Source organism: Pseudoxanthomonas mexicana (assembly GCF_010093385.1).
Lineage (GTDB): Bacteria > Pseudomonadota > Gammaproteobacteria > Xanthomonadales > Xanthomonadaceae > Pseudoxanthomonas_A > Pseudoxanthomonas_A mexicana.
Window position 1 is genome coordinate 43,530 of sequence record NZ_PDWV01000010.1, and the last position, 23,756, is coordinate 67,285.

The window sequence follows — 23,756 nt, forward strand, 5'->3', positions numbered from 1 at the left end:
GGCATGCCGGCGACAGGTCGGCATGGAAAGGTGAGGGGGCATGACCCGCGGGCGCTCCCCGCCCCGGGGGGCCGCCAGCAGCCTATGCGCGCGCGGCGCGGCTGGCAATCGGCGGTGCACCACGTCGCACGACGCGGGGTGCTTCAGAGATACGAGGGTCGCGCCGGGTCGAACACCAGCGGGTAGCGGTGCACGTCCAGCAGGTCGAGGAATACGTCCAGGCCCTCGTCCGAACGCACCAGGTCATATTCGGCATCGGATACCAGGTGCACCGCCAGTGGCTCCACGCCCTGGCCATGCAGGTGCAGGTTGTCGAACAGGTGGCGGTCGGCCGCCACGACCGGCGGCAGCAGCAGGAAAGTGGAGAACGGCGAGCCCGCCAGCGGAGGGTCCGGCAGCGGCACGGAGTGGCCGTAGCCCAGCCAGCTGCCTTCGGCGAACGGCAGCTTGGCCAGCCAGCGCAGCCGTTCGATGAAGGCTGGATGCGGTGCGCGCACGTACCACAGCAGCTCCCGCGCAGCGGACTCGTCGCCGTCGTAACCCTCGGGCATCGCCATCAGCCGGTCGCTCATGCCGCTGGTGACCAGGACGCAGCCCTCGTCCCGCCCCGAGGCGCGATCCGCGGCGAAATCGCGGGCGTACACGTGCACGTCCACTCGATGGCGCCGGTCGCCGTCGCGGTCGATGCGCTCGGGTTCGCCCAATGCCGCCAGCAGGGCGGCGTCGCGCGCGGCCGCCAGCGCAGGCGCGGGATCGGGCGCGGCGCCCATCAGTGTGCGGAGACGTTGCAGCATGCCGGCCTTCCCCAAGCGGTCAGTGCGCCGCGACTGTGCGTTGCCGCCCCCCGGGGGTCAAGCCGCGCATCCGCGTCCCGTGACGTGGCGCGCGCTTCCCGTGCGAGGCGGTTCGCGCTGCGCCCGGCTCAGGCGCTGAGACGCCAGCGGCTACACTGTCGGCATGGATTCCCAGACCCTGCTCGTCCTGCTGTTGATTCTCGTCGCCATCGCCGTCGTGCTGCTGGCGGTGCTGGTGCTGCGCCGCCCCGAAGCCCGGATCGGCGACCTGCTGGAGCGCGCGCTGCGCGATGAACAGCGCGAGGGGCGCAGCGAGCTGCGTGAGCAGCTGGAGGGCCTGTCGCGCGCGCAGGAAGTCCGCATCGACGGCTTCGCGCGCAGCCTGGCCGACCTGAGCACCCGCACCGACCAGCGCCTGGACGTGCTGCGCGACACGCTCAGCGAAGACGCGCGCAAGGGCCGGTTGGAATCCGCGGAATCGCAGCAGCGCTTCGCCGATGCGCTCGGCCAACGCCTCAACGAGCTCACCCAGCGCAACGAGCAGCGCATCGGCGAGATGCGCGCCACGCTGGAAGGCCGCCTGAAGGAACTGCAGGCCGACAACGCGCAGAAGCTGGAGCAGATGCGCGCGACGGTGGACGAGAAGCTGCACACCACGCTGGAAACCCGCCTGACCGAGAGTTTCGGCAACGTCACGCGCATGCTCGCGCAGGTGCACCAGGGCCTGGGCGACATGAACAAGCTGGCAGCCGATGTCGGGGGCCTGCAGCGCGTGTTGACCAACGTGAAGAGCCGGGGCGTATTCGGTGAAGTGCAGTTGGCGGGATTGCTGGAGCAGGTGTTCGCACCCGACCAGTACGCCGGCAACGTGGCCACGGTGCCGGGCAGTGGCGAGCGTGTGGAGTTTGCGGTGCGCTTCCCCGGCTCCTCCAACGATGCCGTGGTATGGCTGCCGATCGATGCCAAGTTCCCGCGTGAGGACTACGAACGCCTGCTCGACGCGCAGGAGCGTGCGGACGCCGAGTCGGTCAAGCAGGCGGGCGATGCATTGGAGCGCGCCGTGCGCAAGCAGGCCCAGGAGATCCGCAAGTACATCGCAGTGCCGCACACCACCGAATTCGCGATCATGTTCCTGCCGACCGAGGGCCTGTATGCCGAAGTGCTCCGCCGGCCCGGGTTGTTCGAAGCGATCCAGCGCGACCAGCGCATCACCATTGCCGGGCCGACCACTCTGCTGGCGCTGCTGACCAGCCTGCAGGTCGGATTCCGCACGGTGGCGATCGAGAAGCGATCGGCGGAGGTGTGGAACATCCTGGCGAACGCCAAGCGCGAGTTCGGCAAGTTCGGCGACGTGATGGATTCGGTGAAGACCAAGCGCGAGCAGGCCAGCAAGCAGATCGACCAGACCGGCGTGCGCACGCGCGCCATCGAGCGCAGCCTGCGCGAGGTCGAATCGCTGCCCAGCGGCGGCGAACCCACAAAGCTGTTGGGCGGCGACGAGGCGGAGTGAGCTCGCTTCCGCAGAAAAACGAAACGGCGCCCTGGGGCGCCGTTTCGCTGTCCGGACCGGGAAGTAATCCTCAACCGCCGCCATTGATCTCCGGCATCGGCATGGCGTCGACCGGCACGGTGGGGTCGGTCTCGTCCTGCATGTACTCCGGCAACTCGCCTTCGGACGGTTGCTGCGGGGTGCGGTGGCTTTCGATCTGGTAGTTGCGGCGCTGCAGCCACGAGTCGCGGACCAGCGCGTAGTCGTCCACCGCGCCCTCGCGCAGGCTGTCCAGCGAGAGCAGCTGCGCGCGCGTGTCCACCAGGTTCAGGCCCTGCAGGAAAATGCGGGTCTTGTCGTCCTCGATCTGGCGCACCGGACTGAGCGGCATGTCGCCGGCCATCCCCAGCACATCGCGGACCGTGCGCGGGCCGAAGAATGGCAGTTCGATGTAGCGCGAACGGCGCCAACCCCACGTGCCCAGCGTCTGCCCGAAATCCTCGCTGCGGCGCTTCATCTTCAGGTCGCTGGCCGGGTCGAACAGGCCGCCGATGCCCAGCGTGGAATTCACCACGAAGCGCCCGAACGTCTGTGTGGCATCGCGCGGGCGGCCCTGCAGCAGCTGGTTCACCATGGTCAGCGGCTGGCGCAGGTTGTCGAAGAAGTTGCCCACGCCCAGCCGAACCGGGCGCGGCACCGCCGCCACGTAGGCACGGGCGAGCGGGCGGGCGACGGTGCGGTCGACGGCGTTGTTGAAGCGGGGGACCTGGCGATTGAACTTCTCCCACGGGTCGTACGCGACCGGCGCCTGCACCGGCGCGGGCAGGGTGGGATCGGCGACCGGGTCGTAGGTGGCGCTCTGGCCGTAGATGGCGGCGAAATCGTCCTCGCCTTCAGACGCCGTGGCGTTGTCCGCCATCGGTGCGGGTGCATCGATACTGGCGGGGTCGATCGGCGGCTCGGGGGGCAACGGAGCCGCCGCCGTGGCGGTGCTGTCGATCACCGTGGCCTCAGCCGGCGCGGCCGCCGACGGCTTGGGTGCCGACGCGCAGGCGCTCGCCAGGGCGGCCAGCAGGACCACGGTACTGAGGCGGAACAGATTCATCCTGATTCCTGGAAACTGCGGGTGGGGGTTACGCCGGGAAATCCAGCTCCGGCGTGAGGCGGTACGCGGCCTGCAGATCGGCCAGGCCGGCGGGCTGGCCTTCGACGCGGGGTACCGCGCCGGCGGCGCGCGCGCGCGCGGCCAGTTCCGCCAACAGTGCCAGTCCGGCGCTGGCGACGGTAGTGACGTTGGTCAGGACGAAGCGTTGCACGCCTGCCAGCTGCGCCGCGGCCTGCACCCACAGCGCCGCGGCCGCGGCGCGGTCCAGCGCGCCGGCGAACACCAGCGCGTCGCCGTCCCGCCTGATGTGGGCGTCACTTGCCGCTGGCACTGCCATTGACCTGCAGCTTGCCGGACTTCAGGTCCGAGGCCACCTGCGCGATGGACTTCTGGCGCAGCGGGGTGTCGAACTGGGTCTTGAAGGTCTGCACGAAGGACACGCCTTCCGGCAGCACGTCGAACACCTTCCACTGGCCCCCGACGTTGCGCGCATAGAACGTGATCGGGGTGACCGTCTGGTCGGGCTGCACGAACTCGGTCTCGACCTTCACGCCCTTGCCGCCCGGCAACGGCGACTCGGACTTCACCCGCACCTTCAGCCGTGCGTTGAAGTCGGCCAGCCGCGCACCGTAGGCCGACAGCAGGCGCTCGGTCAGGGCCTGGCCGAACAGCTTCACGTCGGCGTCGGAGGCGCCACGGCCATGCACGCCCAGCACCAGACGGGCCGAATAGTCGCCATCGAACAGCGTGTTGAACTCGCTGGTGACGTACTGGCGCAGCGCGGCCGGGTTCGCCTTGAACTCGGCGCGGCGCTGGTCGAGCGTGGCCAGGATGCGCGTGCTGCTGCCCAGTACCACCTGGCTGGCGCTGTTCTCCTTCGCGGCGGCGGCCGGGACGGCGCCCTGCGCGGACACGGTGGCCGGCGCGGCCGCCAGCAGGGCCGCCGACAGGGCGATGGACAGAAGGGAATGCTTGGTCAGGGTCTTCATGGCGTGGGTTCTTCCGTAACGGGGGGCGCGGTCTCGCCGCTGGCCGGGGTTTCCCCGGAGCCTGCGCCGGCATTGTTGGCGCCGCCGCTGAACATGTACTTGCCGGCCAGCTGCAGCAGGTCCACCGCAGGCTGGGTGAAAGCGATCTCGTCGCCGTCCTTCAGCGGCTCGGGATCGCCGCCAGGCGACAGGCCGATGTAGTTCTCGCCCAGCAGGCCGCTGGTGAAGATGCCCGCCGCGGTATCGGCCGGCAGGTCCTTGTAGCGGCTGTCGATGGACAGGGTGACGATGGAGTCGAACTTGACCTGATCCAGCTGAATGTCGGCCACCTGGCCGATCACCACGCCGCCGATCTTCACCGGCGCCTGCTTTCGCAGCTGGCCCAGGTTGGAGAAGCGCGCGGTCAGCTCGTAGCTGCCGCCGCCCACGCCGAAACGCTTGTTGGTGGAAGCCAGTGCCAGCACCAGCAGCGAGGCCAGGGCCAGCAGCAGGAAGGCGCCGACGGCGAATTCGAGTCGGGGTCCACGGATGGACATGGGTCAGCTCCTGAACAGCAATGCAGACATGACGAAATTGAACATCAGCACCAGCAGCGAGGCGTTCACCACCGCACGGGTGGTGGCCACGGAGGTGCCCTCGATGGTCGGCTCGGCGTGGAAGCCCACGTAGGCGGCCACCAGCGCGGCGGTGCCGCCGAACACGGCGGACTTCAGCAGCGCCACGCCGAAGTCGTCCCAGAAATCTACGCTGTTCTGCAGCGCCGACCAGAACGTGCCGTTGTCCAGGCCGAGCACGTGCACGGCCTCGAAGTAGCTGGCGCTGATCGCCAGCGAGCAGAAGAAGCCGGTCAGCAGCGGCACCGTCAGCACCGCCGCCCAGAAGCGCGGCGCCACGGCCTTGGCCACCGGGTCGATCGCCATCAGTTCCAGCGCCTTGATCTGGTCGGTGGCGCGCATCAGGCCCAGTTCGGCGGCGATGGAGCTGCCGGCGCGGCCGATGAACAGCAACGCGGTCAGCACCGGGCCCAGTTCGCGGTACAGCGACAGGCCCAGCAGCGTGGACAGCGCGTCGCTGGCGCCGAACGTGGTCAGCGTGCGATAGCCCTGCAGCGTCAGCACCAGGCCCACGAACGCGCCGCCGACGGCGATGATCGGCAGGGAACGGCCGCCGATCTTGTAGATCTCGCGGGTCAGTTCGGCCAGGAAGTCGCGGGTCGGCGTGGACGCGCGGAACACCGACAGCGAGAACAGGCCGGCGCGGCCCAGCGACCGGATGGCGGCGGCGAAGGCCATCAGGCGGCCTCCCCGCGCTTGACCGTGTCGAACGCGATCGGACCGTCCGGCTCGCCACGCAGGAACTGCTTCACCAGCGGGTCCGACGTGGCGTCGAGTTCGGCGGGGGTGCCCGAGAACACCAGGCCACCATTGGCGATCACCACCGCCTGGTCGGCGATCGGCAGGGTCTCGTGCACGTGGTGGCTGACGATGATGCTGGTCAGGCCCAACGTGTCGTTGAGGCGCTGGATCAGGCTCATGATCACGCCCGAGGCGATGGGGTCCAGGCCGGTCAGCGGCTCGTCGTAGAGCATCAGCGGCGGGTCCAGCGCCAGCGCGCGCGCCAGCGCCACACGGCGCGCCATGCCGCCGGACAACTCGCGCGGGTAGGCGTCGGCGGCGGCACGCAGGCCGACCGCGTTCAACTTCAGGTCCACCAGCCGGCGGATCAGTGCCTCGGGCAGCTTGGTATGCGTGCGCAGCGGCAGCGCCACGTTCTCCGCCGTGGTCAGGTCCGTCAGCAGGCCGTTGCCCTGCAGCAGCACGCCGATGCCCTTGCGCATCTCCAGCAGCGCGCGACTGCCGTGCGGCACGGGCTGGCCGAACACCTCCACCGTACCCGCGGCAGGCGGCAGCTCACCGGTCAGCGCGGCCAGCAGCGTCGATTTGCCGCTGCCGGACGGGCCAAGGACGGCAGTAATGCTGCCGCGCGGCACCGTCAGGTCGATGCCGCGCAGGATGGTGCGGCCGCCGCGGTCAAGGCGGAGGCCGGACAGGTGCACGGCAGGGGCGTCGGCAGGCGTCATGGGCGTCGTCGGCGAGCGGGTCCGTGGACCGGGGTCAACGGGTTAACGGAAAAACAACGGCGTAGCTTCGCGGCCAGCGGCTGAACATAAACCGTACCGCGCAGTTTGATTATTGTGGCACCCGGGCAGCGCCCGCGCGCACGGCCGTGCGGGATGCTGTGGCCCAAACCGTCCGGTCTCCGGTGCTGCGACCGCCATCCGGCACAATGACGGTGACGATGACCGCCGACGCCGCGCCCGACTTCCGCCTGTATCCCTCCAACGCACTGGAGTTGCTGGCGGCGTTGCTGGCCGAGGAGCTGCGCAATCCGGTGCCGGGCCAGTCGCCGCTTGCGCCGGATGTCGTGCTGATCCCTCAAGTGGCGATGCGACGTTGGCTGCAGGCCACGCTGGCGACCCGGTACGGTGTGGCCGCCAACCTGGAATTTCTCACCCCCGGCGAGTTCGTCGCCCGCGCGCTGGACGCCAATCTCGGTCCGAGCACCGATGACCTGGACATGGCGGCCCTGCAGTGGCGCCTGTACGGCGCGCTGGGCGATCCGACGCTGCGCGGCACGCCCGCGATGGCATCGATGGATGCCTGGCTGGGCGATGGCGACCCGCTGAAGCCCTGGGCGCTGGCCGGCGAACTGGCCGGCGTGTACGAGAAGTACCAGGCCTGGCGCCGCGACTGGCTGCTGCGCTGGGAAGCGGGCGCCGACCCGGACGACGCCCAGGCGCGACTGTGGCGCGCGGTCGCCGCCGGGCGCGACTACCGTGCACGCCGCATCCATGACTACCTCGCGCGCTTCGGCCGCGACGACGGCCCGCTCCCGCAGGGCCTGCCGAAGCGCCTCCTGGTGTTCGCCACCCTCAACATCTCGCCCGACGTGCTCCGCGTGCTGGCCACCCAGGCGCGCGTGGGCACGCTGCATTTCTACCTGCCCACGCCGGCGCGCGGCTACTGGGGAGACCTGCAGACGCTGCGCGAGCGCCGCCGCAGTGGCGACAGCGCGCTGTTCGCCGACGACGTGCAGGAGAACCCGTTGCTGCAGGCCTGGGGCGCCGCCGGCCGCGACTTCATGGCGCTGCTGGGGGACTACGAAGTGGTGCACCCGCGCGCCGAGATCGACGTCTACGCCGATCCGCTGTCCACGCAGGGCCCCGACACGCTGCTGCGGCGCCTGCAGTCGGACCTGTTCCACCGTCGCGCGCCGGCCGTGCCGCCGCCGCGCACCGTGCTCGACCTGGCCGATGCCAGCCTGCAGGTCCACGCCTGTCACACCCGCCTGCGCGAGCTGCAGGTGCTGCACGACCAGCTGCGCGCCCTGCTGGACGACCCGCGCTTCGATCCGCCGCTGCAGCCGCGCGAGATCGCGGTGCTGGCGCCGGACATCGATCCGTACGTGCCCTACCTGGATGCGGTGTTCGGCGGCACCGGCCACGACGATGCGCTGCCCTGGGCGCTGGCCGATACCAGCCCGCTGGCGAGCGAACCGTTGGCCGAGGTGTTCCTGCGCCTGCTGGACCTGCCGGTGTCGCGCTTCGGCCTGGATGAGGTGCTCGACCTGCTGGCCAGCGCGCCCATGGCCGAAGCCTCCGGGCTGGACAGCGACGCCATCGACCGCCTGCATGCTGGCTGCGCCAGGCAGGCGCGCGTTGGGGCCTGGATGCCGCGCACCGCGTCGCCTCGGACGCGCCGGCCGACGACGCCTACACCTGGCAGTTCGCGCTGGACCGTCTGCTGCTGGGCCACGCGAGCGGCAGCGAAGACGAGATCGCCGGTGTCGCGCCCTGGCCGGAGCTGGAAGGCAGCGGCCTGGACGCGCTCGATACGCTGGTGCGCCTGCTGCGCGAACTTGCCCGCCAGCGGCGCGTGCTCGGCGAAGCACAGACGCCTGCGCGATGGCGCGAGCGCCTGCTGCCCCTGCTCGACGCGTTGTTGCCGGACCGGCCGGCCGCCCCACGCGCGCACCGCGCGCTGGACCGCCTGCGCACCCTCATCGACCGCTTCGCCCGCGACGCGGAGACCGCCGGCTATGGCGGTACCGTGCCGCCGGAGGTGGTGCGTGCGCACTTCGCCGACCTGCTGTCCCAGGCGGACACGCGCGCACCGCTGCTGACCGGCGGCATCAGCGTGGGCCGCATGGTACCGATGCGCCTGCTGCCATTCCGGGTCATCTGCCTGCTGGGCATGAACGACGGCGACTTCCCCCGGCGTGATCCCGCCGCCGGCCTCAACAAGCTGACCGCCGAACTGCATGCGGGACGGCGCCTGCCCGGCGACCGTTCGACGCGGGAGGACGACCGTTTCCTGTTCCTGCAGCTGTTCGCCGCCGCGCAGGAGGTGTTCTACCTCAGCCACCTCGGCAACGACCCGCGCGACGGCAGCGTGCGCGAGCCGTCGGTGCTGGTCAGCGAACTGCTCGACGTCGCCGCGCGCTACCACGCCGATCCCGGCGCGAGGACGCGACTGGTCGTGCGCCACACGCTGCAGCCGTTCGCGCCGGAGGCATTCGGCAGCGGCGATGAACCGCGCCGCTTCAGCTACCGTGCGCGCTGGCGCGAGGCTAGCCAGCGTCTGGGCGAAGCACGACACGCCCTGGCGCCCTGGCTGTTGCAGCCGCTGCCGCCGGAGGACGCGGGCACGACCGACCTGTCGCTCGATGCGCTGCGGCGCTTCTTCGCAGATCCCCAGGGACGCTTCCTGCAACAGCGCCTGGGTCTGCGCCTGCCCGAGCCGGTCGACCAGGGCGAGGATGTCGAGCCGCTGGTCGTCCCCGGTCGCGGGCTTGAACGCGCGCGGCTGCAACAGGCGTTGATCGACGCGATGGATGCCGGCCAGGAAGCCGGCCTGCGCGAGCGCCTGCGTGCACGCGCGCTGCTGCCATCGGGTGCGCTCGGCACCCGCCAGTTCGAGGCCATGCTGGCGCAGGCGTCTCCGTTCGCGCGGGCGCGTCGCGCGTGGCTGGCGGGCGAGACGGCGGCCTCTGCGGCCTATGCCATCGAGCTCGATGGCCGCCGCCTGCACGGCCGCGTCGCCGACGTGACCGCGCGCGGGCTGGTGCGCCTGCGCGCGGACGCACTCAACGGCAGCGCAGCGCTGCGCTGGGGATTGGACTGGCTGCTGGCCAATGCGGCGGGTGCGCGCCTGCCACTGGTGCAGTTCCACGACGGCGACCACCCGGGGCCGCACCTGACCGAGGCGCTGGCGCCGGAGCAGGCGCGCACGGCATTGCGCTGCCTGCTGGCTCTGCACGCGCGAGGCCTGCAGGCGCCACTGCTGTTCGCCCCCTCCACCGGCTGGGATATCTGGAACGCCGAGCCCGGAAAGCGCCGCGCCGCCGGCTGGAAGCGCTGGCACGGCGATGGCAACGGCGGTTGGGCGGAAGGCGAGGGCGAGGCGATCCGGCTCGCCCTGCGCGGTCGCGATCCCTTTGCGCGCGACGACGACTATGCCGAACTCGAGCGCACCAGCCTGGACGTCTACGACCTGCTTCGCCACGGCCGTACGCGCCACGCCGGAGGTGCGGCATGAGTGCCCCCGACCTGGCGGAGGAGCCTTATCTGGCGCGCGCCCTGGACGGCGTGCAACTGATCGAGGCCAGTGCCGGTACCGGCAAGACCTACACGCTGGCGACGCTGTTCACCCGCCTGATCGTCGAACAGCGGCTGCGCATGGGCCAGGTGCTGGCGGTGACCTATACCGAAGCCGCCACCCAGGAGCTGCGCAAGCGCATCCGGGAGCGGCTGGCGCTGGCGACGAACGTGATCGGCATGCCGGTGCGAGACGACGAGGACCATGAGATCGCGCTGACGCGCTTCATCCTGGACCGCCATCTCGCCGGCGGCACCGAGACGCCGGCGCAGCTGGCGCGCCGCCTGCGCACCGCGGTGGAGGAAACCGACCTCGCCGCCATCTTCACCATCCACGGCTTCTGCGCTCGCGTGCTGCGCGAACATGCGCTGGAAGCGGGGCAGGGCCTGGCCGCCGTCGAACTGCTCGGCAACGCGCGCGACCTGTATGCCGAGGTCGCCGCCGACCTCTGGCGCGTGCATGCCGCCGATCCGGAGACCGCCGACGCGCTCATCGGCGTGTGGAAGGATCCCGACACCCTGGCCGAAGACCTGCCCGCACTGTGCAAGCCATTGCCGTTGTATCCGGTGGCGCCGGCGGAAGGGGACGAGGAACGGCAGGTCGCCGTCGATGCGACGCGGGCGGGACGTGCCGCGCACCTGGTCGAGGCGATCGGCCTGTACCTGGCGGAGGCGCGCGCCGTGATCGCGACGGCGTTCGACGCCAAGGTGTTCGATGGCCGCCGCGCGCGCCGACCGAGCTTCGACAAGGCGTTCCACGAACTGCAGGCCGGTGCCGTCCTCGCCGATTGGCCGCGCACCGACAAGACGCACCTGCAGAAGCTGCTGCCGGATGCCCTGCTGGGCTACTGCAAGGAAGGGCAGGAGGCGCGCGTGCCGGTATCGCCGCTGTTCGACGCCTTGCGCGACTGGTGCGAGGCCGACGATGCCTGGCAGCAGATGCAACTCGCCCGGCGTGCCGCCCTGCTCCACCGCCTGCGCGACGAAGCGCGCCAGCGCCTGCAGCTGCTCAAGCGCACGCGGCGCGTGCAGACCTACGACGACCTGATCGACCGCGTCGCCGACGCCCTGGCTGGCGGTCCGGACACGCTGACGCTGGTGTCCCGCCTGCGCGCGCAGTACCGGATCGCACTGGTCGACGAGTTCCAGGACACGGACGAGCGCCAGTGGCAGATCTTCGCCCGCGTGTTCGGCGATTCCGACGCCGTCCGTGCGATCGGCGACGTGCCCGCCCTGTTCCTGATCGGAGATCCGAAGCAGGCCATCTACGGCTTCCGGGGCGGTGATGTCGCCACGTACCTGTCCGCCAAGCACCATCCCGCCACCGTCCACGCCGATCCGCTGACCCACAACTTCCGCTCGCGACCTGCCGTGCTGCGCGCGGTGCAGGCGCTGTACACCGGCGCGGCGGCGGCGGGCCAGGAGGCCTTCGCGCATCCCGGCATCCACTTCGAGGCGGTCGAGCCCGGGGGGGCGCAGCGCGACGACCATTACCTGCGCGATGGCACGCCCGCACCGGCACTGACGCTGCGGCTGCTGCGCGGTGATGCTGGACCCCTCGACGCCGACGCCTCGCGGGAAGCCGCCGTCGCCGCCTGCGTGGCGGACATCCACGCCGTCCTCTCCGCGGCCCGCGAGGATCGCGCCCTGATCAGGGGTCGGCGCGTGCAGCCCGGCGACATCGCCGTGCTGGTGCGCAACCACAAGGACGCCACGCGTGTGCAGCACGCCCTGGCGCGCGCCGGCGTGCCGGCGGTCGCTGCGGGCAGGCAGAGCCTGTTCGAGACCGCCGAGGCCGGCGAGCTGCGCACCCTGCTGCTCGCTCTGCTGCACCCCTCCGACAGCGGCCGGCTGCGTGCGGCACTGTCCACGGTGCTGTTCGGCCAGGACGCCGCCGCCATCGCCGCCCTGGAAGACGGAGGCGATGCGCAGCGCGACCACCAGGCGAAGCTGCTGCACTGGCGCGAACGCTGGCAGCGCAGCGGCCCGTTCGCACTGGTGTCCGAACTGTGCGCCGAACAGGCCACGCGGCTGCTCGGCCTGCTGGACGGCGAGCGGCGGCTGACGAACTACCTGCAACTGGGCGAGCACCTGCAGGAGGCCGCCTCCCGCACGCTGGGCCTGCAGGGTCTGCTCGACTGGCTGCAGATGCGCATCGCCCGTGCCGATCCCGGCGATGAAGCGCAGCTGCTGCGGCTGGAAAGCGATGCGCTGCGTGTGCAGATCGTCACTCTGCACAAGAGCAAGGGCCTGGAATATCCGCTGGTCTACCTGCCGTTCGCCGGGCTGGGCACCCACCGTCCCGACACCAGCCGTCACCGCATCGTGCACGACGACGATGGCCGCCGCGTGCTGCAGTGGAAGATCGACAAGGAGGATGCCGCATGGAAAGCGGCCGGTGAGGCGGCCAGGCGCGATGCCATCGCCGAGGATGCGCGGCTGCTCTATGTCGGCCTGACCCGCGCGGCGCATGCGCTGTGGATCGCGGCGGGCGATGTGAAGGATTTCGACAGGAGCCGCCTTGCGCCATTGCTTGCCGGCATCGCCGGCCTGCGTGCGCAGGCCGACGTGCGCATCGTCGACGGCCCTGCCGAGCCGCCGCCGCCGCGCTTGGCGCAGGACGGTGCGACCGTCGTCGCGCCGGCCCGCCCCGCCCGCGGCCGCGCTGCCGCCGACTGGTGGGTCTACAGCTTCACCCAGCTCGCGCATGCCGAAGGCGCCGATCCGCTGGCTGCCGCCACCCAGGCCGATCCCGGTGGTGAAGACGAAGCGCCCGCGTCCGATGCCGACGTACTGCCCGATGCGGCCGTCACGCCTTTGGTGCAGGCCGATCCGCGTTTCGCCGGCAGCCGTTTCGGCGTGGTGATGCACGCCGCACTGGAGAACGCGGACTTCGCTGCATGGCGCGACTGGCAGCCGGGCGATCCCGCGCCCGACGGCCAGGCCGATGTCATCGTGCGGGCCCTGCGCGAAGGCGGCTACGCCGAGGCCGACGTCGACGACGGCCTCGCGGTGCTGGTGCCGCTGGTGGGACAGACGCTGTGCACCACGCTGCCGGAAGGCGTGCGCCTGGCCGACGTGCCGGCGGCGTCGCGCCGCGCGGAAATCGAGTTCCACTTCGCCATGCAGCCCACCGCCGTGCCGGCGCTGCTGGCGCTGCTGCATCGGCACGGCCTGCTGCGCCATCGCAGCGCGTTCGGCACGCGCGCGCGGCTGGAGGGCCTGATGACCGGCCTGATCGACCTCACCTACGGCCACGACAGCCGCTGGTACGTGCTCGACTACAAGTCGAACCAGCTGCCCGCCTACGATGCGGCGGCGATGCAGCAGGCGATGGCGCACAGCGAGTATGACCTGCAGGCGCTGATCTACACGCTGGCGCTGCACCGCTGGCTGCGCTTCCGCCTGGGCGATGCCTATGACTACGCACGCGACTTCGGCGGTATCCGCTACCTGTTCTGCCGCGGCCTGGATCTGACCCAGCCACGGTCGCCCGGGGTGCATGCGCAGCGCTTTGCGCCCGAGCTGGTGCAGGCGCTGGACGCGCTGTTCGCCGGCCATGCGACGGAGGCCGGTGCATGAGCCTGCTCGACGCGCTCCACAAGGGCGGCCACCTGCGCACGCTGGATCATGCGCTGGCGCAGAGCCTGCGCCGGCTGGACCGCGACACGCCCGATGCCGTGCTCGCCGCGGCGGCGCTGGCGTCGCTGGCGGTGGCCAAGGGTCATGCCGGCGTGCGTCTCGGTGCGGCGGATGGGCTGGTCGAGGCCGAGATCGCCTGGCCCGATGCCGCCGCGTGGACACGACAGCTCGCGGCCTCGCGCTGGGTCGACACGCCGGACGATGCATCTGCTGTTGCCGATCCGCATGCGCCGCTGGTGCTGGAAGGCGGCCTGCTCTATCTGCGTCGCTATCGCGAGTACGAACGCGCGCTGGCGTTGGGCCTGCAGCGTATCGCCACGCAGCCGGTGCCGGAAGCAGGCATCGAGCCGCCCGCCCTGCTGTTCGCCCGCCTGTTCCCGCAAGCGACTCACGACGACCGCCAGGCGCGCGCCGCCGCGCTCGCCCTGCGCCATGCGCTGTTGCTGGTCACCGGCGGCCCGGGCACCGGCAAGACCACCACCACCGCGCGCCTGCTGGTGCTGCTGGTCGCGCAGGCGTTGCACGCAGGTCGCGCGTCGCCACGCATCGCGCTGGCCGCGCCCACCGGCCGTGCCGCCGAGCGCATGGCCGAGAGCGTGCGCCAGGCGGTACAGGCGTTGGCCGCATCGGGCGTGGACGCGGATCTGCTCGCCGCACTGCCCACCAGCGGCACCACCCTGCATCGCCTGCTCGGCACGATTCCGGATTCCCCACGCTTCCGCCACGACGGCGACAACCCGCTGCCGTTCGATGTCGTGGTCGTCGACGAGGCGTCGATGATCGACCTGCCGCTGATGGCCAAACTGGTCGATGCGGTCGCCAGCGGCACGCGGCTGGTGCTGCTCGGCGACCCCGACCAGCTGCCCTCGGTGGAAGCCGGCGACGTGCTGGCCGCCATCCTCGGTGCCGCGGGCGAAGGCGACGCCATGGGGCGCGGGGATGCCGACGTGCTGCGGCCCCTGCTCGGCGATGCCGACAACACGTCCGTCCTTGCGCAGGAAGGGGGCGAAGCACGCTTCCCCGGCATCCGCGTGCACCTGCAGCGCGGATGGCGCCAGAGCGAAGCGCTGGATCTCGCGCCGCTGGCGGCCGCCGTGCGCGAAGGCGACGCCGACGCCGCGCTGGCGCAGTTGCGCGCCGGCACATTGTCCAACGTGCATTTCCACGAAGGACTGGCCGACCCGCTGGAGCCGCAGCGCGATGCCCTGTTGGCGCATTTCCGCGCGCTGGGCCACGCCGCGACGCCTGCCGACGCGCTGGCGCAGTCCACGCGACTGCGCTTGCTGACGGCGGTGCGCGAAGGTCCGCAGGGTGCGCGCACGCTGAATGCGCGGATCGAACGGTTGCTCGCCGAAGGCGGCGGATCGGGACGCGCCCCACAAGGCCACTTCCAGGGCCAGCTGCTGATCGTCCCCGAGAACAGCTCCCGCCACCGCCTGTTCAATGGCGACATCGGCGTCTGCCTGCGCGATGCGGCGGGTACGTTGGTGGCGTGGTTTCCCGGTGACGACGCGGGCCACCCACGCGCCTTCCATCCGGCGGCCCTGCCCGCGCACGAATCCGCCTTCGCCATGACCGTGCACAAGGCGCAGGGCTCGGAGTTCGACACGGTGTGGTTGCTGCTGCCCGCACGCGGCAACCGCGTACTGTCGCGCGAGCTGGTCTACACCGGCATCACCCGCGCACGCCGCGCGTTGCACGTGGCCGGCAGCGAAGCGGTGATCCGCGAAGCGCTGGCGCGGCATGCGGGCCGGTGGTCGGGCCTGGGGTGGCGGTTGGGCGCACGCTGAACACGCTCCCACCCTGCATGCATCGGCTCGCCCGTTCCCCAGGTTGTTTGCGATAACCCCCCCAACGGCGTATACCTGTTCCTGCTGACGGGCAGTCCCTTTCGTCGCATCCTGCTGCTGGCTATCTCCTCTCGGCCCCTTCCGCGCGATCTGCGCGTGCCGACGAGGTATGTGTGGCGAACCATCAGACCCAGGTGTTCATTCTCCATCTGGGATCCCAGCAATCCATCGGGCCGGGCGATCTACGCGTAATGTGGGCCACGGCCTGCGAATCGCCCGACATCGCCGTATCGCGACGCCCGCCAGGCCACGGCAACAGCACGGGCCGGCCCTGCTTCAGCCTGTGGGCGGGCCGCGAGTTCCATCGCGCACCGGCTGAACGGCGCATGCGCGCGCTGCTCGAAGCACGCGGCTTCCTCTTCACGCTTACACATACCGCCCTGTAGGAGGGTGCATGACCTTTGATGTCGGGATCGGCAAGTGCCGGTCGGTGCAATCGGATTCGGTGGACGTGTGGGTGGACGGTTCCATCGTCCGGCGCCTAGCCCCGGAAACCAAATGGCAGCGCGACGGCATCAGCGTGCTGCAGGTGCCGTCGAAGCTGTGCAGCACGCGCCACCGCGTCGCGGTCGGCGAAGAAGTGTTCCTCGACACGGGCCTCATCAACGCCAACAGCGCCGGCAAGCTGGATGTCGACGGCAGTGGCGAATTCGCCCGGGCGCGACTGTCCATGCTGGTGCCCGTCATCGACCCCGCGCCCACGCCGCCCCCGCCTTCGCGCAAGGCGAGCTGGCGCTGACATCGCCCCCATCGTTGAGGCGCGGTCAGCCGCGTCCGTCTGCCCCATCGCGGATCGCAAAGATTCGCCGCAGGGCACGCTTCGTGAGACAGGGGCGGACGTACTTCCTTGGTGATCGTGCCGCGCTGCCGCGGCTCTCAAGGATAAGGATGTCGATTCGCCATTGCCGGCTTCGTCGTCCATACGATCCCCGCCTCAAGGAGCGCGCATGAAATATCTCGGCCTTGCCCATTTCTCCCCGGAGAAACTCGCGGCGATGGCGCCGGACCAAGTCGAGCGCCTGGTGAGCCAGTGTCCTGCGCTGGACGAGCAGATGCGTGCCACCGGCAAGGTGCTGCTGGCCGCATCGCTGGGCGATGTGGCCGGCTGGACCACGCTGCGCCCCCGCAATGGCCGGACGCAGGTCAGCGACGGTCCTTACACGGAGTCGAAGGAAGTGGTGGGCGGCCTGTTCATCATTGAGGCCAACGACCACGACGAGGCGCTGCGCCTCGCCTCCATGCATCCTGCCGCCACCCTGGGCGAAGAGGGGGGCTGGGCGGTGGAGCTGATCCCTATCGAATTCTTCATGACGCGCTGAGGCGGGGCGGCGTGCAAGGCGCGCGGCCACTCTCACGGCAGGGGGTGCATGACTTCGTCGGCCCCGTCCGCGTTTCGTCCCCCGCAGGACCTGTTCCGTCGGCTGCGATTGCCCTCCCCCGAAGCACCCATGCACCCTCGACGCGGTCCTGTTCTTTGCCGGAGTCCGCATGAACCGTTTCCGCCTCATCCCGTGGGTGCTGGCCGGCCTGGGGCCCGGTGCACTGACAATGCCCGCGCTGGCATTTGTCGAGTCTGCGGCGGGTTCACCCGAGGCGTGCTTTACCGCGCCGGATGCGCAGGCGCGGCGAGACCGGGTCGCCCAGGGTCTGCTGCCGCGCGTGATGTTCAGCGGTGAAACGGCGCCGGCATCCGTGCAGGCGCGCATGGCCACGCATCGTGTACCGGCGCTCTCCGTGGCGGTGATCCGGGCCGGTACGCTGGACTGGAGCGCCGCCTGGGGCCGACAGCAGGCCGCCGGCGCAGCCGCCACCTGCCGCAGCCTGTTCCAGGCCGGGTCGCTGGCCAAGCCCGCCACGGTCCTGGCCGCATGGCGCATGCAGCAGGCGGGCGCGATCGATCTGGATGCCGATGTCGATGCGTATCTGGCGCCGTGGAAACTGCCGGCCGGTCGCCAGGATGCCGAACATCCGGTAACGCTGCGCCACCTGTTCGCCCACACCGCGGGCATCACCCCCGGCGGGTACGAGGGATACCCGCGCAACGCCGTCCTGCCCACCGACCTGCAGACCGCGCCGGGCCTGCCGCCGTCCAACGCGCGCAAGGCGGAAGTGCTGGCGGTGCCGGGCACGACCTTGCGCTATTCCGGCCCCGGTTACACCGTCGCCGAGATCGCCCTGCAGCAACACCTCAAGCGACCGTTCGAGTCGTTGATGCGCACCTGGCTGACCGGGCCCGTCGGCATGCGCCATGCCGATTTCAGCCAACCGGCGCCGAGAGAAGGGGAAGAACACGTCGCGCTTGGCCACCAGGCCGATGGCCAGCCGGTACCCGGGGGCTGGCACGCCCATCCCGAACAGGCGGCGGCGGGCCTATGGGCCACGCCAGCCGATCTGGCCGTCCTGCTGATCGAACTGCGCAAGGGTTGGCTTGGCACCAGCACCGTGTTCGCCCAGGCCAGCGTCCACGACCTGCTGGCCCGGCCTTTCGAGGAACATGCCTATGGTTTTCGTCTGATCGGCGATGGCGAGCAGGTGTTCCTGACCCACTACGGCGGCACGGTCGGCTACCGCGCCGGCATGACGCTCAATCTGCGCAGTGGCGACGGGGCGGTGTTCATGGCCAATGCGGACAGCGGCATGGACCTGGGGATGGAGTTCTTCGCCGCCGTGTCGGATACCTACGGGTGGTCGAGCTTCGGGCCGACACGGGTGGAAAGGGCGGCAACGCCGCCGGCCGATGTCCTGCAGTCGCTCACAGGCCGTTATGGCTTCGAGGATGGCCCGGTGGTGGAGGTGGTGACGGAGGCCGGGGTGCTGACACTGGCATTCCCCAACGGCGACCGCTATCCGCTCAGCCCCATCAAGGGCCTGCCCCGCGCCTTCATCCATGCCGACACCGGCGTGCGCGCAAGTTTCGACGGCGAAGGCGAAGCGACGACGATCCAGTTGTACGGCGACACCGGCAGGCGAGTGCGTTAGGGAACGTGGCGCCGGGCAACCCGGTGTGCCGGTCGCGTGGAGCTTCACCGTGTCGAAGATACGGACGCGTCCTTCGTTCGCGCGCACCATCCATGGATCATCCCCGCCTGGTGGAAGCGCAATGGCGGCGCGAAGCCGCCGGCTTCCGCCAGCGCGGCCACGCGATCCGGAGGAAGAATCGCGACATCGCGGGCGTAGTTCGCGCGGATCTGTTCAAGGGCGGCGGCGTCGAGACCGGCGCCGGACATGGTCTCCATCCACAGGCGCAGCATCGCCGGGTAGTCGGGCGCCTCCGTATCCCAGGCCAGGTCGGCCCACACCAGCGTGCCGCCAGGCCGGAGCCGGTGCGCGATGGAGGCGAAGAAGGCGGTGCGCGCGTCCGGATCGAGCAGGAACTGGGAGACCAGCAGGCAGGTGGCCCCGTCGAACGCGGCCTCCTCCGGCAGCGTCTCGACCACGCCGGCATGGAAACTGCAGCGATCGGCGAAGCCCTCGCGCAACGCGCGTTCGCGGCAGGCGGCGATCATCTGCGTGGATGGATCCAGGGCGAGGAAGGTCCAGCGCGGGAAGCGCCGCGCCAGGTGACCGATCTCGGCGCCGGTCCCCCGCGCCGACGCACAGCACATGGGCGTCGTCCGGCAAGGTGGCGAACACGGTGTCGATCAGGAACAGCAGGCTGTCGCGGATCGGGGCCATGCGCACCCAGCGTGCGTCGTAGCCGGCGGCCTGCTGGTCGAAGAGGGCGTCGAGTTCGTGCTGCTGCATGGCGGTTTCCGCGGGGGCCTCATTCCACCCTACACGGGTCGTCAAGTCCCCCGCGGTGCGGCGTCGCCATCAGGGTCCGACGCTGCGCCGACGGTCACCACACCAGGTCGTCGGGCACCTTGAATTGCGCGTAGTACGCATCGTCTTCGGACGTGGCCGCTGCGGGTTCATTGGCCTGGCCATGGTCCAGCACGATCATCGCGGCATCGCGTTCGCGCACCTTGTCGGCCGCCACGCGTGGCAGCAGTTCGTAGCGGTCGTCGATGCGCGCGATGACCAGCGCCCCGGTGGACAGCTTCTTCTTCAGATCGTCGTTGACCAGCAGGGTGCGGATGGCGCCGTCGGCGGTGAAGCGGTACTCCACTTCGCCGCTGCGCGGCACCTTGCGGTCCTGGACGATCTGGCGCGCCTGCGCGTGCAGTTCCGCCGCGCGTGCCTGTGCCTTGCGTTCGGCCTCCAGGGCACGGTCGCGTTCGACCTTCTCCGCGCGTGCCCGCTCGGCGTCGCGCTGGATCTCGCTGGGCGCCGGCGCCCCCTTGCCGTGGCGGACCTTGTGCTGCTCGCGCGCGACCTCGGCCAGCTTGGACTTCTTCACCAGTCCGGCCTTGAGCAGCTGTTCCTGCAGCGGGTTTCCCTTCGCCATTGCGGGGTTCCTTGGGGATTTGGCGGCATGATACCCGTCCCGCAGCGCCCCCTTCCCCTTCCGATGCAACCGCTCGTCTACCTCACCGGCTACCCGCAGGACCTGCAGGCCCGCGTGCGTGCGCTGATCGAACAGGGCCGGCTCGGTACGATGCTGGCGGACAAGTACCCGCAGGCGCACGCGGTGCGCAACGACGGCCAGCTGTACGACTACGTGCAGGCACTGAAGGAACGGCACCTGCGGCGCTCGCTACCGCTGGGCAAGGTGGCGTACGACAGCACGCTGCAGGTGATGAAGCACGCACTGGGGACCCACACCGCCATCTCGCGCGTGCACGGCGGTCGCTTGAAGGCCAGCCGCGAGATCCGCATCGCCACCGTGTTCCGCGACGCACCGGCGGAGTTCTTGAAGATGATCGTGGTGCACGAACTCGCGCACCTGAAGGAAGCCGAACACAACAAGGCCTTCTACGCCCTGTGCACGCACATGGAACCGGACTATCACCAGCTGGAGTTCGATCTGCGGCTGTACCTGACCCACCAGGAAAGCGTCGGCACGCCTGCGCGTTGACGGGGCCTGCACGCGCGGGCGCAGATGCTGCAGTCCCCGGGCAACGCGAGGCAGACACATGAAATGCAGGCACCTGCGCATGGGCATCGGCTTCCTTCCGCTCTTCCAGGCCCATGGCGTGCAGGCTGCTCAGATGGTGATTCCGCCCGGCGGCCGCGAAGGGGGACCCGACAACCGTCATCGGGGCGCGGACCAGTGGCTGTTCGTGGCATCCGGCCGCGGCATGGCCATCGTGGAAGGCGCGCGGCGCGCGCTGCGGCCCGGCAGCCTGTTGCTGATCGAACGGGGCGAGCGGCACGAGATCCGCGCGACGGGCGACGCGCCCTTGAAGACGGTGAACTTCTATTCACCGCCCGCCTATACCGCCACGGGCGGCGAGCGTCCGGCGGGCCGATCCTGATGCAGGCGAGGGGATGACATGGACAGTGTTTTGCGCAGCCTGTTCGAGCTTGGCATGCCGTGGTGGGAGTTCGTGCTGCGGGCGACCGCGGTCTACGTGGTGGTGCTGGTGATGGTGCGGCTGAGCGGCAAGCGCACGGTGGGCCAGTTCACCCCGTTCGACCTGCTGGTGGTGGTGCTGCTCGGCACCGCCGTGCAGAACTCGCTGATCGGGGAAGACACCTCGCTGCTCGGTGGACTGATCCTGGCGGCGACGCTGCTGTCCCTCAACTGGACCGTCGGCAAGCTGTCCTCGCGCTCGCAGCGCTTCCATCAGATGGTGGAGGGCAAGCCGGTGATCCTGGTGCATCGCGGCCATCTGTTCCGTGACGAGCTGGCGCGGCAGTCGATGAGTGAGGAGGACTTCGCCATCGCGCGTCGCTCCGCCGGCTACGCCACGGTGGGGGAGATCGCGCTGGCGGTGCTGGAGTCGTCCGGCGAGATCACCTTCGTCCGCCGCAAGGAACGCGATGCCTCCGACGGTCAGTGAACCAGCCGCGCGGCGACGCTCTCCAGATCGTAGGCGAAGCCACCGTCGGAGCGCTGGACGATGTCGGCGCCCGCGGCCGCCTGCAGGAACGCGGTGGTGATCTGGTAGCCGCCGGCTTGGGCCGGCGCGATGTGGCCGGCGATGCGGCTGTCGTGTTCGGCCTGGCCCAGCAGCTCGCCGAAGGCGACGACGCGCATGACCAGCGAGGTCTCCTCCTGCGGGCTCAGGCCGTGCCCGCTGATCTGCCGGGTGATGGCGCTCATGCCCAGGCAGGGCAGGTCGTCGCCGTCGTATTCGTCGACGGGCATGGCTCCGGTCATCACGGCCTGGAACACATCGATGCCGAAGGTCAGCAGCGCCGGATCGACCGGGACCGCCTCGTCGAGGCGGCCCCCGGGACCTGCGGCAACATCGCGCGACATGGAGCGCCCGCGGCTCAATGTTTGCGCCCGAGCATCTGCTCGCGGCTCTGCTCGGCACGCGACGCGCCGATGGCGGTCTCGACGTTCTTGACCTCTTCCGGCGGCGGCAGCACGGCCGGCATGCCCAGCGACTGGATCCACAATTCCCGGCCCCATCCCATGGTGTGGTACAGGTGGTGGTCCTCGTCGCTTTCCACCGCCTTGTAGGCCGGCTCCAGCACCTTGGCCAGGGCACCGCCCTGTTCCACGACCTTGCCGATCAGTTCCCAGTTCTGGTGATCCTTGGTTTCGGCCAGCACCACGCACTCGGCGGCCACCAGCTGGGCGGCTTCCGGGGTGTCGTGCTTGATCGCCATCTCGATGGCCTTGACCAGCGAAGCGCCCAGATGCGCCACCACCTCGCGACCCGGCGACGCGGCTTCGGTATCCAGCTCCAGCTGCTCGAACGCGCGCGTGAGCACCTGCTCGTGCGTACGCGTCTCCTCCAGATATTCGCTCCATTCCTTCTTCAGGTCGTCGTTGACGGCGGCCTTGAGGGCGGCAGTGTAGATCTGGATGCCACCGCGCTCGGTTTCCAGCGCCTGCAGCAACAGTTCATGGACCTGGTCGGTGTTGACACTGGCGGAACGCGCCATGGCTAGACTCCGTGAGGGTTGGAAGGAGCCCCTGTTTTAGGCGCCTGTACGCAAACACGAGGTGAGGGCGACGCATGCACGACGTTCACAAGTTCGAACGCGCGCCGGAACGTAGGAAGCGCAGATGAGCGACACCGCGTTGCTGGTGCTGGACATGGTGAACCGGTTCGACTTCGAAGGCGGCGACCGTCTGGCGAAGGCGGCGCGAGCCATCGTGCCGCGCATCGAGACGCTGCGTGCGCGTTTCGACGCGGCGGGCGCGCCCACGATCTACGTGAACGACAATTTCTCGCACTGGCAGGGACAGTTCGGCGACCTGGTGGCCGCCTGCCGCGACGCCGGAGGTGCGTCCGCTTCGATCGTGCAGCGCCTGGCCCCGCGCCCGCACGACTATCACGTGCTCAAGCCGAAGCACTCCGGCTTCCTCGCTACGCCGCTGGCCATCCTGCTGGCCAAGCTGGGCGCGCGCCGGCTGGTCCTGACCGGCCTGTCCGCCGATTCCTGCGTACTGGCCACCGCGCAGGGCGCCAACATGCGCGAGTACGCGGTCTGGGTGCCACAGGATGCCGTGGCCGCGATCACCCCCGCACGACGCCGCCACGCCCTGCAGGTGATGGCCGTGGGCCTGGGGGCGCGGGTGGACGCGGTACGCGCGGTGACCGGCCTGTTCCCCGACCCCGCGTGACGGCCCGCGTCCATGCGCGTCCACGCGACCGGTACCATGCGCCCATGACGACCTCCGCCGCGATCCGCTTCTCCGCCACCCTGCAACGTCCGGCCGAGCCGAAAGCGGCGACATGGACCTTCCTGGTGCTGCCCGCCACGGCCAGCGCGAAGTTGCCCACCCGCAGCCTGGTGACGGTGGAAGGCACGCTGGCGGGCCAGCACTTCCAGGCCACGCTGCAGCCGGACGGAGCAGGCAGTCATTGGCTGAAAGGGGAGAAGGCGCTGCGGGCATCCGCGGGTGTCGCCGCCGGCGACCGGGTCGATCTGGTGATCGCGCCGGTGAAGGAAGAACCCGAGCCGGTGGTGCCGGCCGATGTCCGCAAGGCGCTGGCGGCTGCGCCCGAAGCGAAGGCGGTATGGAACAGCCTGACCGCGGTGGCACGCCGCGACTGGATCCACTGGATCACGTCGGGCAAGAAGGCTGAGACGCGCGTCAAGCGCATCGCCACCGCCTGCGACATGCTGGCGTCCGGCAAGCGGCGTGCGTGCTGCTTCGATCGTTCGGGGATGTACAGCAGAGGCAACATGGGTGCCCCTGTCGCGGCGGAGTAGCGAATCTGCCT

At 70.3% G+C, this 23,756-nt stretch carries 23 protein-coding genes and 1 pseudogene; 13 read left to right on the top strand and 11 right to left on the bottom strand.

The features are described 5' to 3' along the window. Window positions 1–143 precede the first annotated feature (143 nt). Window positions 144–794, bottom strand: coding sequence for a suppressor of fused domain protein (locus CSC76_RS05690; protein WP_162109073.1), 651 nt, complete (start codon window positions 792–794; stop codon window positions 144–146). A gap of 163 nt (window positions 795–957) precedes the next feature. Here CSC76_RS05690 and CSC76_RS05695 point away from each other — a divergent pair, with 163 nt between their 5' ends. Then, a complete protein-coding gene (locus CSC76_RS05695) occupies window positions 958–2,304 on the top strand; it encodes a DNA recombination protein RmuC (RefSeq protein WP_162109074.1) in 1,347 nt (448 codons plus the stop codon). Between the two features lie 70 nt (window positions 2,305–2,374). Here CSC76_RS05695 and CSC76_RS05700 read toward each other — a convergent pair whose 3' ends face one another. Genes CSC76_RS05700 through CSC76_RS05725 form a run of 6 tightly spaced genes read right to left on the bottom strand, consistent with a single transcriptional unit; the run spans window position 2,375 to window position 6,457 of the window. After that, window positions 2,375–3,388, bottom strand: a complete 1,014-nt coding sequence (locus tag CSC76_RS05700) for an MlaA family lipoprotein (RefSeq protein WP_162109076.1) — start codon at window positions 3,386–3,388, stop codon at window positions 2,375–2,377. A 28-nt stretch (window positions 3,389–3,416) separates the two neighbouring features. Continuing rightward, window positions 3,417–3,719, bottom strand: a complete 303-nt coding sequence (locus CSC76_RS05705; protein WP_238394886.1) for an STAS domain-containing protein — start codon at window positions 3,717–3,719, stop codon at window positions 3,417–3,419. Next, window positions 3,703–4,377 carry an MlaC/ttg2D family ABC transporter substrate-binding protein gene (locus CSC76_RS05710; RefSeq protein WP_162109079.1) on the bottom strand — a complete coding sequence of 225 codons (675 nt, stop codon included), beginning with the start codon at window positions 4,375–4,377 and terminating at the stop codon, window positions 3,703–3,705. The genes CSC76_RS05705 and CSC76_RS05710 overlap by 17 nt, the downstream gene beginning before the upstream one ends. Further along, a complete protein-coding gene (mlaD, locus tag CSC76_RS05715) occupies window positions 4,374–4,913 on the bottom strand; it encodes an outer membrane lipid asymmetry maintenance protein MlaD (protein WP_162109081.1) in 540 nt (179 codons plus the stop codon). Before mlaD ends, CSC76_RS05710 begins: the two co-directional genes overlap by 4 nt. A gap of 3 nt (window positions 4,914–4,916) precedes the next feature. Next, entirely contained in the window at window positions 4,917–5,669 is a 753-nt protein-coding gene (locus CSC76_RS05720; RefSeq protein ID WP_162109082.1) for an MlaE family lipid ABC transporter permease subunit, read from the bottom strand. Then, the gene (locus CSC76_RS05725; protein WP_162109083.1) at window positions 5,669–6,457 is read right to left on the bottom strand and encodes an ABC transporter ATP-binding protein; all 789 of its coding nucleotides are present in this window, start codon (window positions 6,455–6,457) and stop codon (window positions 5,669–5,671) included. Before CSC76_RS05725 ends, CSC76_RS05720 begins: the two co-directional genes overlap by 1 nt. Before the next feature lie 218 nt (window positions 6,458–6,675). Here CSC76_RS05725 and recC point away from each other — a divergent pair. From recC to CSC76_RS05760, 7 genes and pseudogenes are all read left to right on the top strand, one after another. Continuing rightward, window positions 6,676–9,974: pseudogene (gene recC, locus CSC76_RS05730) on the top strand (exodeoxyribonuclease V subunit gamma). Then, window positions 9,971–13,615 (top strand): UvrD-helicase domain-containing protein, encoded by a 3,645-nt coding sequence (locus tag CSC76_RS05735; RefSeq protein WP_162109085.1) that lies wholly within the window; start codon window positions 9,971–9,973, stop codon window positions 13,613–13,615. Before recC ends, CSC76_RS05735 begins: the two are co-directional and overlap by 4 nt. Continuing rightward, on the top strand, window positions 13,612–15,465 hold the full coding sequence (recD, locus tag CSC76_RS05740; RefSeq protein ID WP_162109087.1) for an exodeoxyribonuclease V subunit alpha: 1,854 nt from the start codon (window positions 13,612–13,614) through the stop codon (window positions 15,463–15,465). The genes CSC76_RS05735 and recD overlap by 4 nt, the downstream gene beginning before the upstream one ends. Window positions 15,466–15,638: 173 nt before the next feature. Continuing rightward, a complete protein-coding gene (locus CSC76_RS05745; protein ID WP_162109089.1) occupies window positions 15,639–15,911 on the top strand; it encodes a hypothetical protein in 273 nt (90 codons plus the stop codon). Between the two features lie 8 nt (window positions 15,912–15,919). Next, on the top strand, window positions 15,920–16,264 hold the full coding sequence (locus CSC76_RS05750) for a hypothetical protein (protein ID WP_162109090.1): 345 nt from the start codon (window positions 15,920–15,922) through the stop codon (window positions 16,262–16,264). Window positions 16,265–16,472: 208 nt separating this feature from the next. Beyond that, window positions 16,473–16,844: a YciI family protein gene (locus CSC76_RS05755; protein ID WP_162109092.1), complete on the top strand. Its 372-nt coding sequence runs from the start codon at window positions 16,473–16,475 to the stop codon at window positions 16,842–16,844. Between the two features lie 169 nt (window positions 16,845–17,013). Beyond that, window positions 17,014–18,504 carry a serine hydrolase domain-containing protein gene (locus CSC76_RS05760; protein ID WP_162109093.1) on the top strand — a complete coding sequence of 497 codons (1,491 nt, stop codon included), beginning with the start codon at window positions 17,014–17,016 and terminating at the stop codon, window positions 18,502–18,504. Window positions 18,505–18,548: 44 nt separating this feature from the next. On the opposite strand, the gene CSC76_RS05765 is transcribed toward CSC76_RS05760, so the two are convergent. Continuing rightward, on the bottom strand, window positions 18,549–19,130 hold the full coding sequence (locus CSC76_RS05765; protein WP_202923492.1) for a class I SAM-dependent methyltransferase: 582 nt from the start codon (window positions 19,128–19,130) through the stop codon (window positions 18,549–18,551). Window positions 19,131–19,363: 233 nt separating this feature from the next. Further along, window positions 19,364–19,912, bottom strand: coding sequence for a DUF2058 domain-containing protein (locus tag CSC76_RS05770; RefSeq protein WP_162109095.1), 549 nt, complete (start codon window positions 19,910–19,912; stop codon window positions 19,364–19,366). 63 nt (window positions 19,913–19,975) lie between these two features. On the opposite strand from CSC76_RS05770, the gene CSC76_RS05775 reads away from it, so the two are divergent. From CSC76_RS05775 to CSC76_RS05785, 3 genes are read left to right on the top strand one after another with little or no spacing between them, the layout of a single operon-like run. Beyond that, window positions 19,976–20,482, top strand: coding sequence for a M48 metallopeptidase family protein (locus CSC76_RS05775; RefSeq protein WP_162109124.1), 507 nt, complete (start codon window positions 19,976–19,978; stop codon window positions 20,480–20,482). A gap of 58 nt (window positions 20,483–20,540) precedes the next feature. Next, the gene (locus CSC76_RS05780) at window positions 20,541–20,882 is read left to right on the top strand and encodes a cupin domain-containing protein (RefSeq protein ID WP_162109097.1); all 342 of its coding nucleotides are present in this window, start codon (window positions 20,541–20,543) and stop codon (window positions 20,880–20,882) included. A gap of 30 nt (window positions 20,883–20,912) precedes the next feature. After that, complete coding sequence (locus CSC76_RS05785) at window positions 20,913–21,410, top strand: DUF421 domain-containing protein (RefSeq protein WP_162109125.1); 498 nt, start codon at window positions 20,913–20,915, stop codon at window positions 21,408–21,410. Here CSC76_RS05785 and CSC76_RS05790 read toward each other — a convergent pair. Together CSC76_RS05790 and CSC76_RS05795 are read right to left on the bottom strand one after the other, a co-directional pair. Continuing rightward, complete coding sequence (locus tag CSC76_RS05790) at window positions 21,404–21,832, bottom strand: hypothetical protein (RefSeq protein WP_162109098.1); 429 nt, start codon at window positions 21,830–21,832, stop codon at window positions 21,404–21,406. The genes CSC76_RS05785 and CSC76_RS05790 overlap by 7 nt on opposite strands. A 14-nt stretch (window positions 21,833–21,846) precedes the next feature. Next, window positions 21,847–22,467 (bottom strand): hypothetical protein, encoded by a 621-nt coding sequence (locus tag CSC76_RS05795; RefSeq protein WP_162109099.1) that lies wholly within the window; start codon window positions 22,465–22,467, stop codon window positions 21,847–21,849. 124 nt (window positions 22,468–22,591) lie between these two features. Between CSC76_RS05795 and CSC76_RS05800 the strand changes: the two genes are divergently transcribed. Both CSC76_RS05800 and CSC76_RS05805 read left to right on the top strand, forming a co-directional pair. Next, window positions 22,592–23,152 (top strand): cysteine hydrolase family protein, encoded by a 561-nt coding sequence (locus tag CSC76_RS05800; protein ID WP_162109101.1) that lies wholly within the window; start codon window positions 22,592–22,594, stop codon window positions 23,150–23,152. 44 nt (window positions 23,153–23,196) lie between these two features. Continuing rightward, the gene (locus tag CSC76_RS05805) at window positions 23,197–23,745 is read left to right on the top strand and encodes a YdeI/OmpD-associated family protein (RefSeq protein WP_162109102.1); all 549 of its coding nucleotides are present in this window, start codon (window positions 23,197–23,199) and stop codon (window positions 23,743–23,745) included. Window positions 23,746–23,756 lie beyond the last annotated feature (11 nt).

Excerpts from the sequence above, each read along its gene's own strand:
- CSC76_RS05690 (WP_162109073.1), bottom strand. The coding sequence starts at position 794 with ATGCTGCAACGTCTCCGCACACTGATGGGCGCCGCGCCCGATCCCGCG.
- CSC76_RS05695 (WP_162109074.1), top strand. The coding sequence starts at position 958 with ATGGATTCCCAGACCCTGCTCGTCCTGCTGTTGATTCTCGTCGCCATC.
- CSC76_RS05700 (WP_162109076.1), bottom strand. The coding sequence starts at position 3,388 with ATGAATCTGTTCCGCCTCAGTACCGTGGTCCTGCTGGCCGCCCTGGCG.
- CSC76_RS05710 (WP_162109079.1), bottom strand. The coding sequence starts at position 4,377 with ATGAAGACCCTGACCAAGCATTCCCTTCTGTCCATCGCCCTGTCGGCG.
- mlaD (WP_162109081.1), bottom strand. The coding sequence starts at position 4,913 with ATGTCCATCCGTGGACCCCGACTCGAATTCGCCGTCGGCGCCTTCCTG.
- CSC76_RS05720 (WP_162109082.1), bottom strand. The coding sequence starts at position 5,669 with ATGGCCTTCGCCGCCGCCATCCGGTCGCTGGGCCGCGCCGGCCTGTTC.
- CSC76_RS05725 (WP_162109083.1), bottom strand. The coding sequence starts at position 6,457 with ATGACGCCTGCCGACGCCCCTGCCGTGCACCTGTCCGGCCTCCGCCTT.
- CSC76_RS05735 (WP_162109085.1), top strand. The coding sequence starts at position 9,971 with ATGAGTGCCCCCGACCTGGCGGAGGAGCCTTATCTGGCGCGCGCCCTG.
- recD (WP_162109087.1), top strand. The coding sequence starts at position 13,612 with ATGAGCCTGCTCGACGCGCTCCACAAGGGCGGCCACCTGCGCACGCTG.
- CSC76_RS05750 (WP_162109090.1), top strand. The coding sequence starts at position 15,920 with ATGACCTTTGATGTCGGGATCGGCAAGTGCCGGTCGGTGCAATCGGAT.
- CSC76_RS05755 (WP_162109092.1), top strand. The coding sequence starts at position 16,473 with ATGAAATATCTCGGCCTTGCCCATTTCTCCCCGGAGAAACTCGCGGCG.
- CSC76_RS05760 (WP_162109093.1), top strand. The coding sequence starts at position 17,014 with ATGAACCGTTTCCGCCTCATCCCGTGGGTGCTGGCCGGCCTGGGGCCC.
- CSC76_RS05765 (WP_202923492.1), bottom strand. The coding sequence starts at position 19,130 with ATGTGCTGTGCGTCGGCGCGGGGGACCGGCGCCGAGATCGGTCACCTG.
- CSC76_RS05770 (WP_162109095.1), bottom strand. The coding sequence starts at position 19,912 with ATGGCGAAGGGAAACCCGCTGCAGGAACAGCTGCTCAAGGCCGGACTG.
- CSC76_RS05775 (WP_162109124.1), top strand. The coding sequence starts at position 19,976 with ATGCAACCGCTCGTCTACCTCACCGGCTACCCGCAGGACCTGCAGGCC.
- CSC76_RS05780 (WP_162109097.1), top strand. The coding sequence starts at position 20,541 with ATGAAATGCAGGCACCTGCGCATGGGCATCGGCTTCCTTCCGCTCTTC.
- CSC76_RS05790 (WP_162109098.1), bottom strand. The coding sequence starts at position 21,832 with ATGTCGCGCGATGTTGCCGCAGGTCCCGGGGGCCGCCTCGACGAGGCG.
- CSC76_RS05795 (WP_162109099.1), bottom strand. The coding sequence starts at position 22,467 with ATGGCGCGTTCCGCCAGTGTCAACACCGACCAGGTCCATGAACTGTTG.
- CSC76_RS05800 (WP_162109101.1), top strand. The coding sequence starts at position 22,592 with ATGAGCGACACCGCGTTGCTGGTGCTGGACATGGTGAACCGGTTCGAC.
- CSC76_RS05805 (WP_162109102.1), top strand. The coding sequence starts at position 23,197 with ATGACGACCTCCGCCGCGATCCGCTTCTCCGCCACCCTGCAACGTCCG.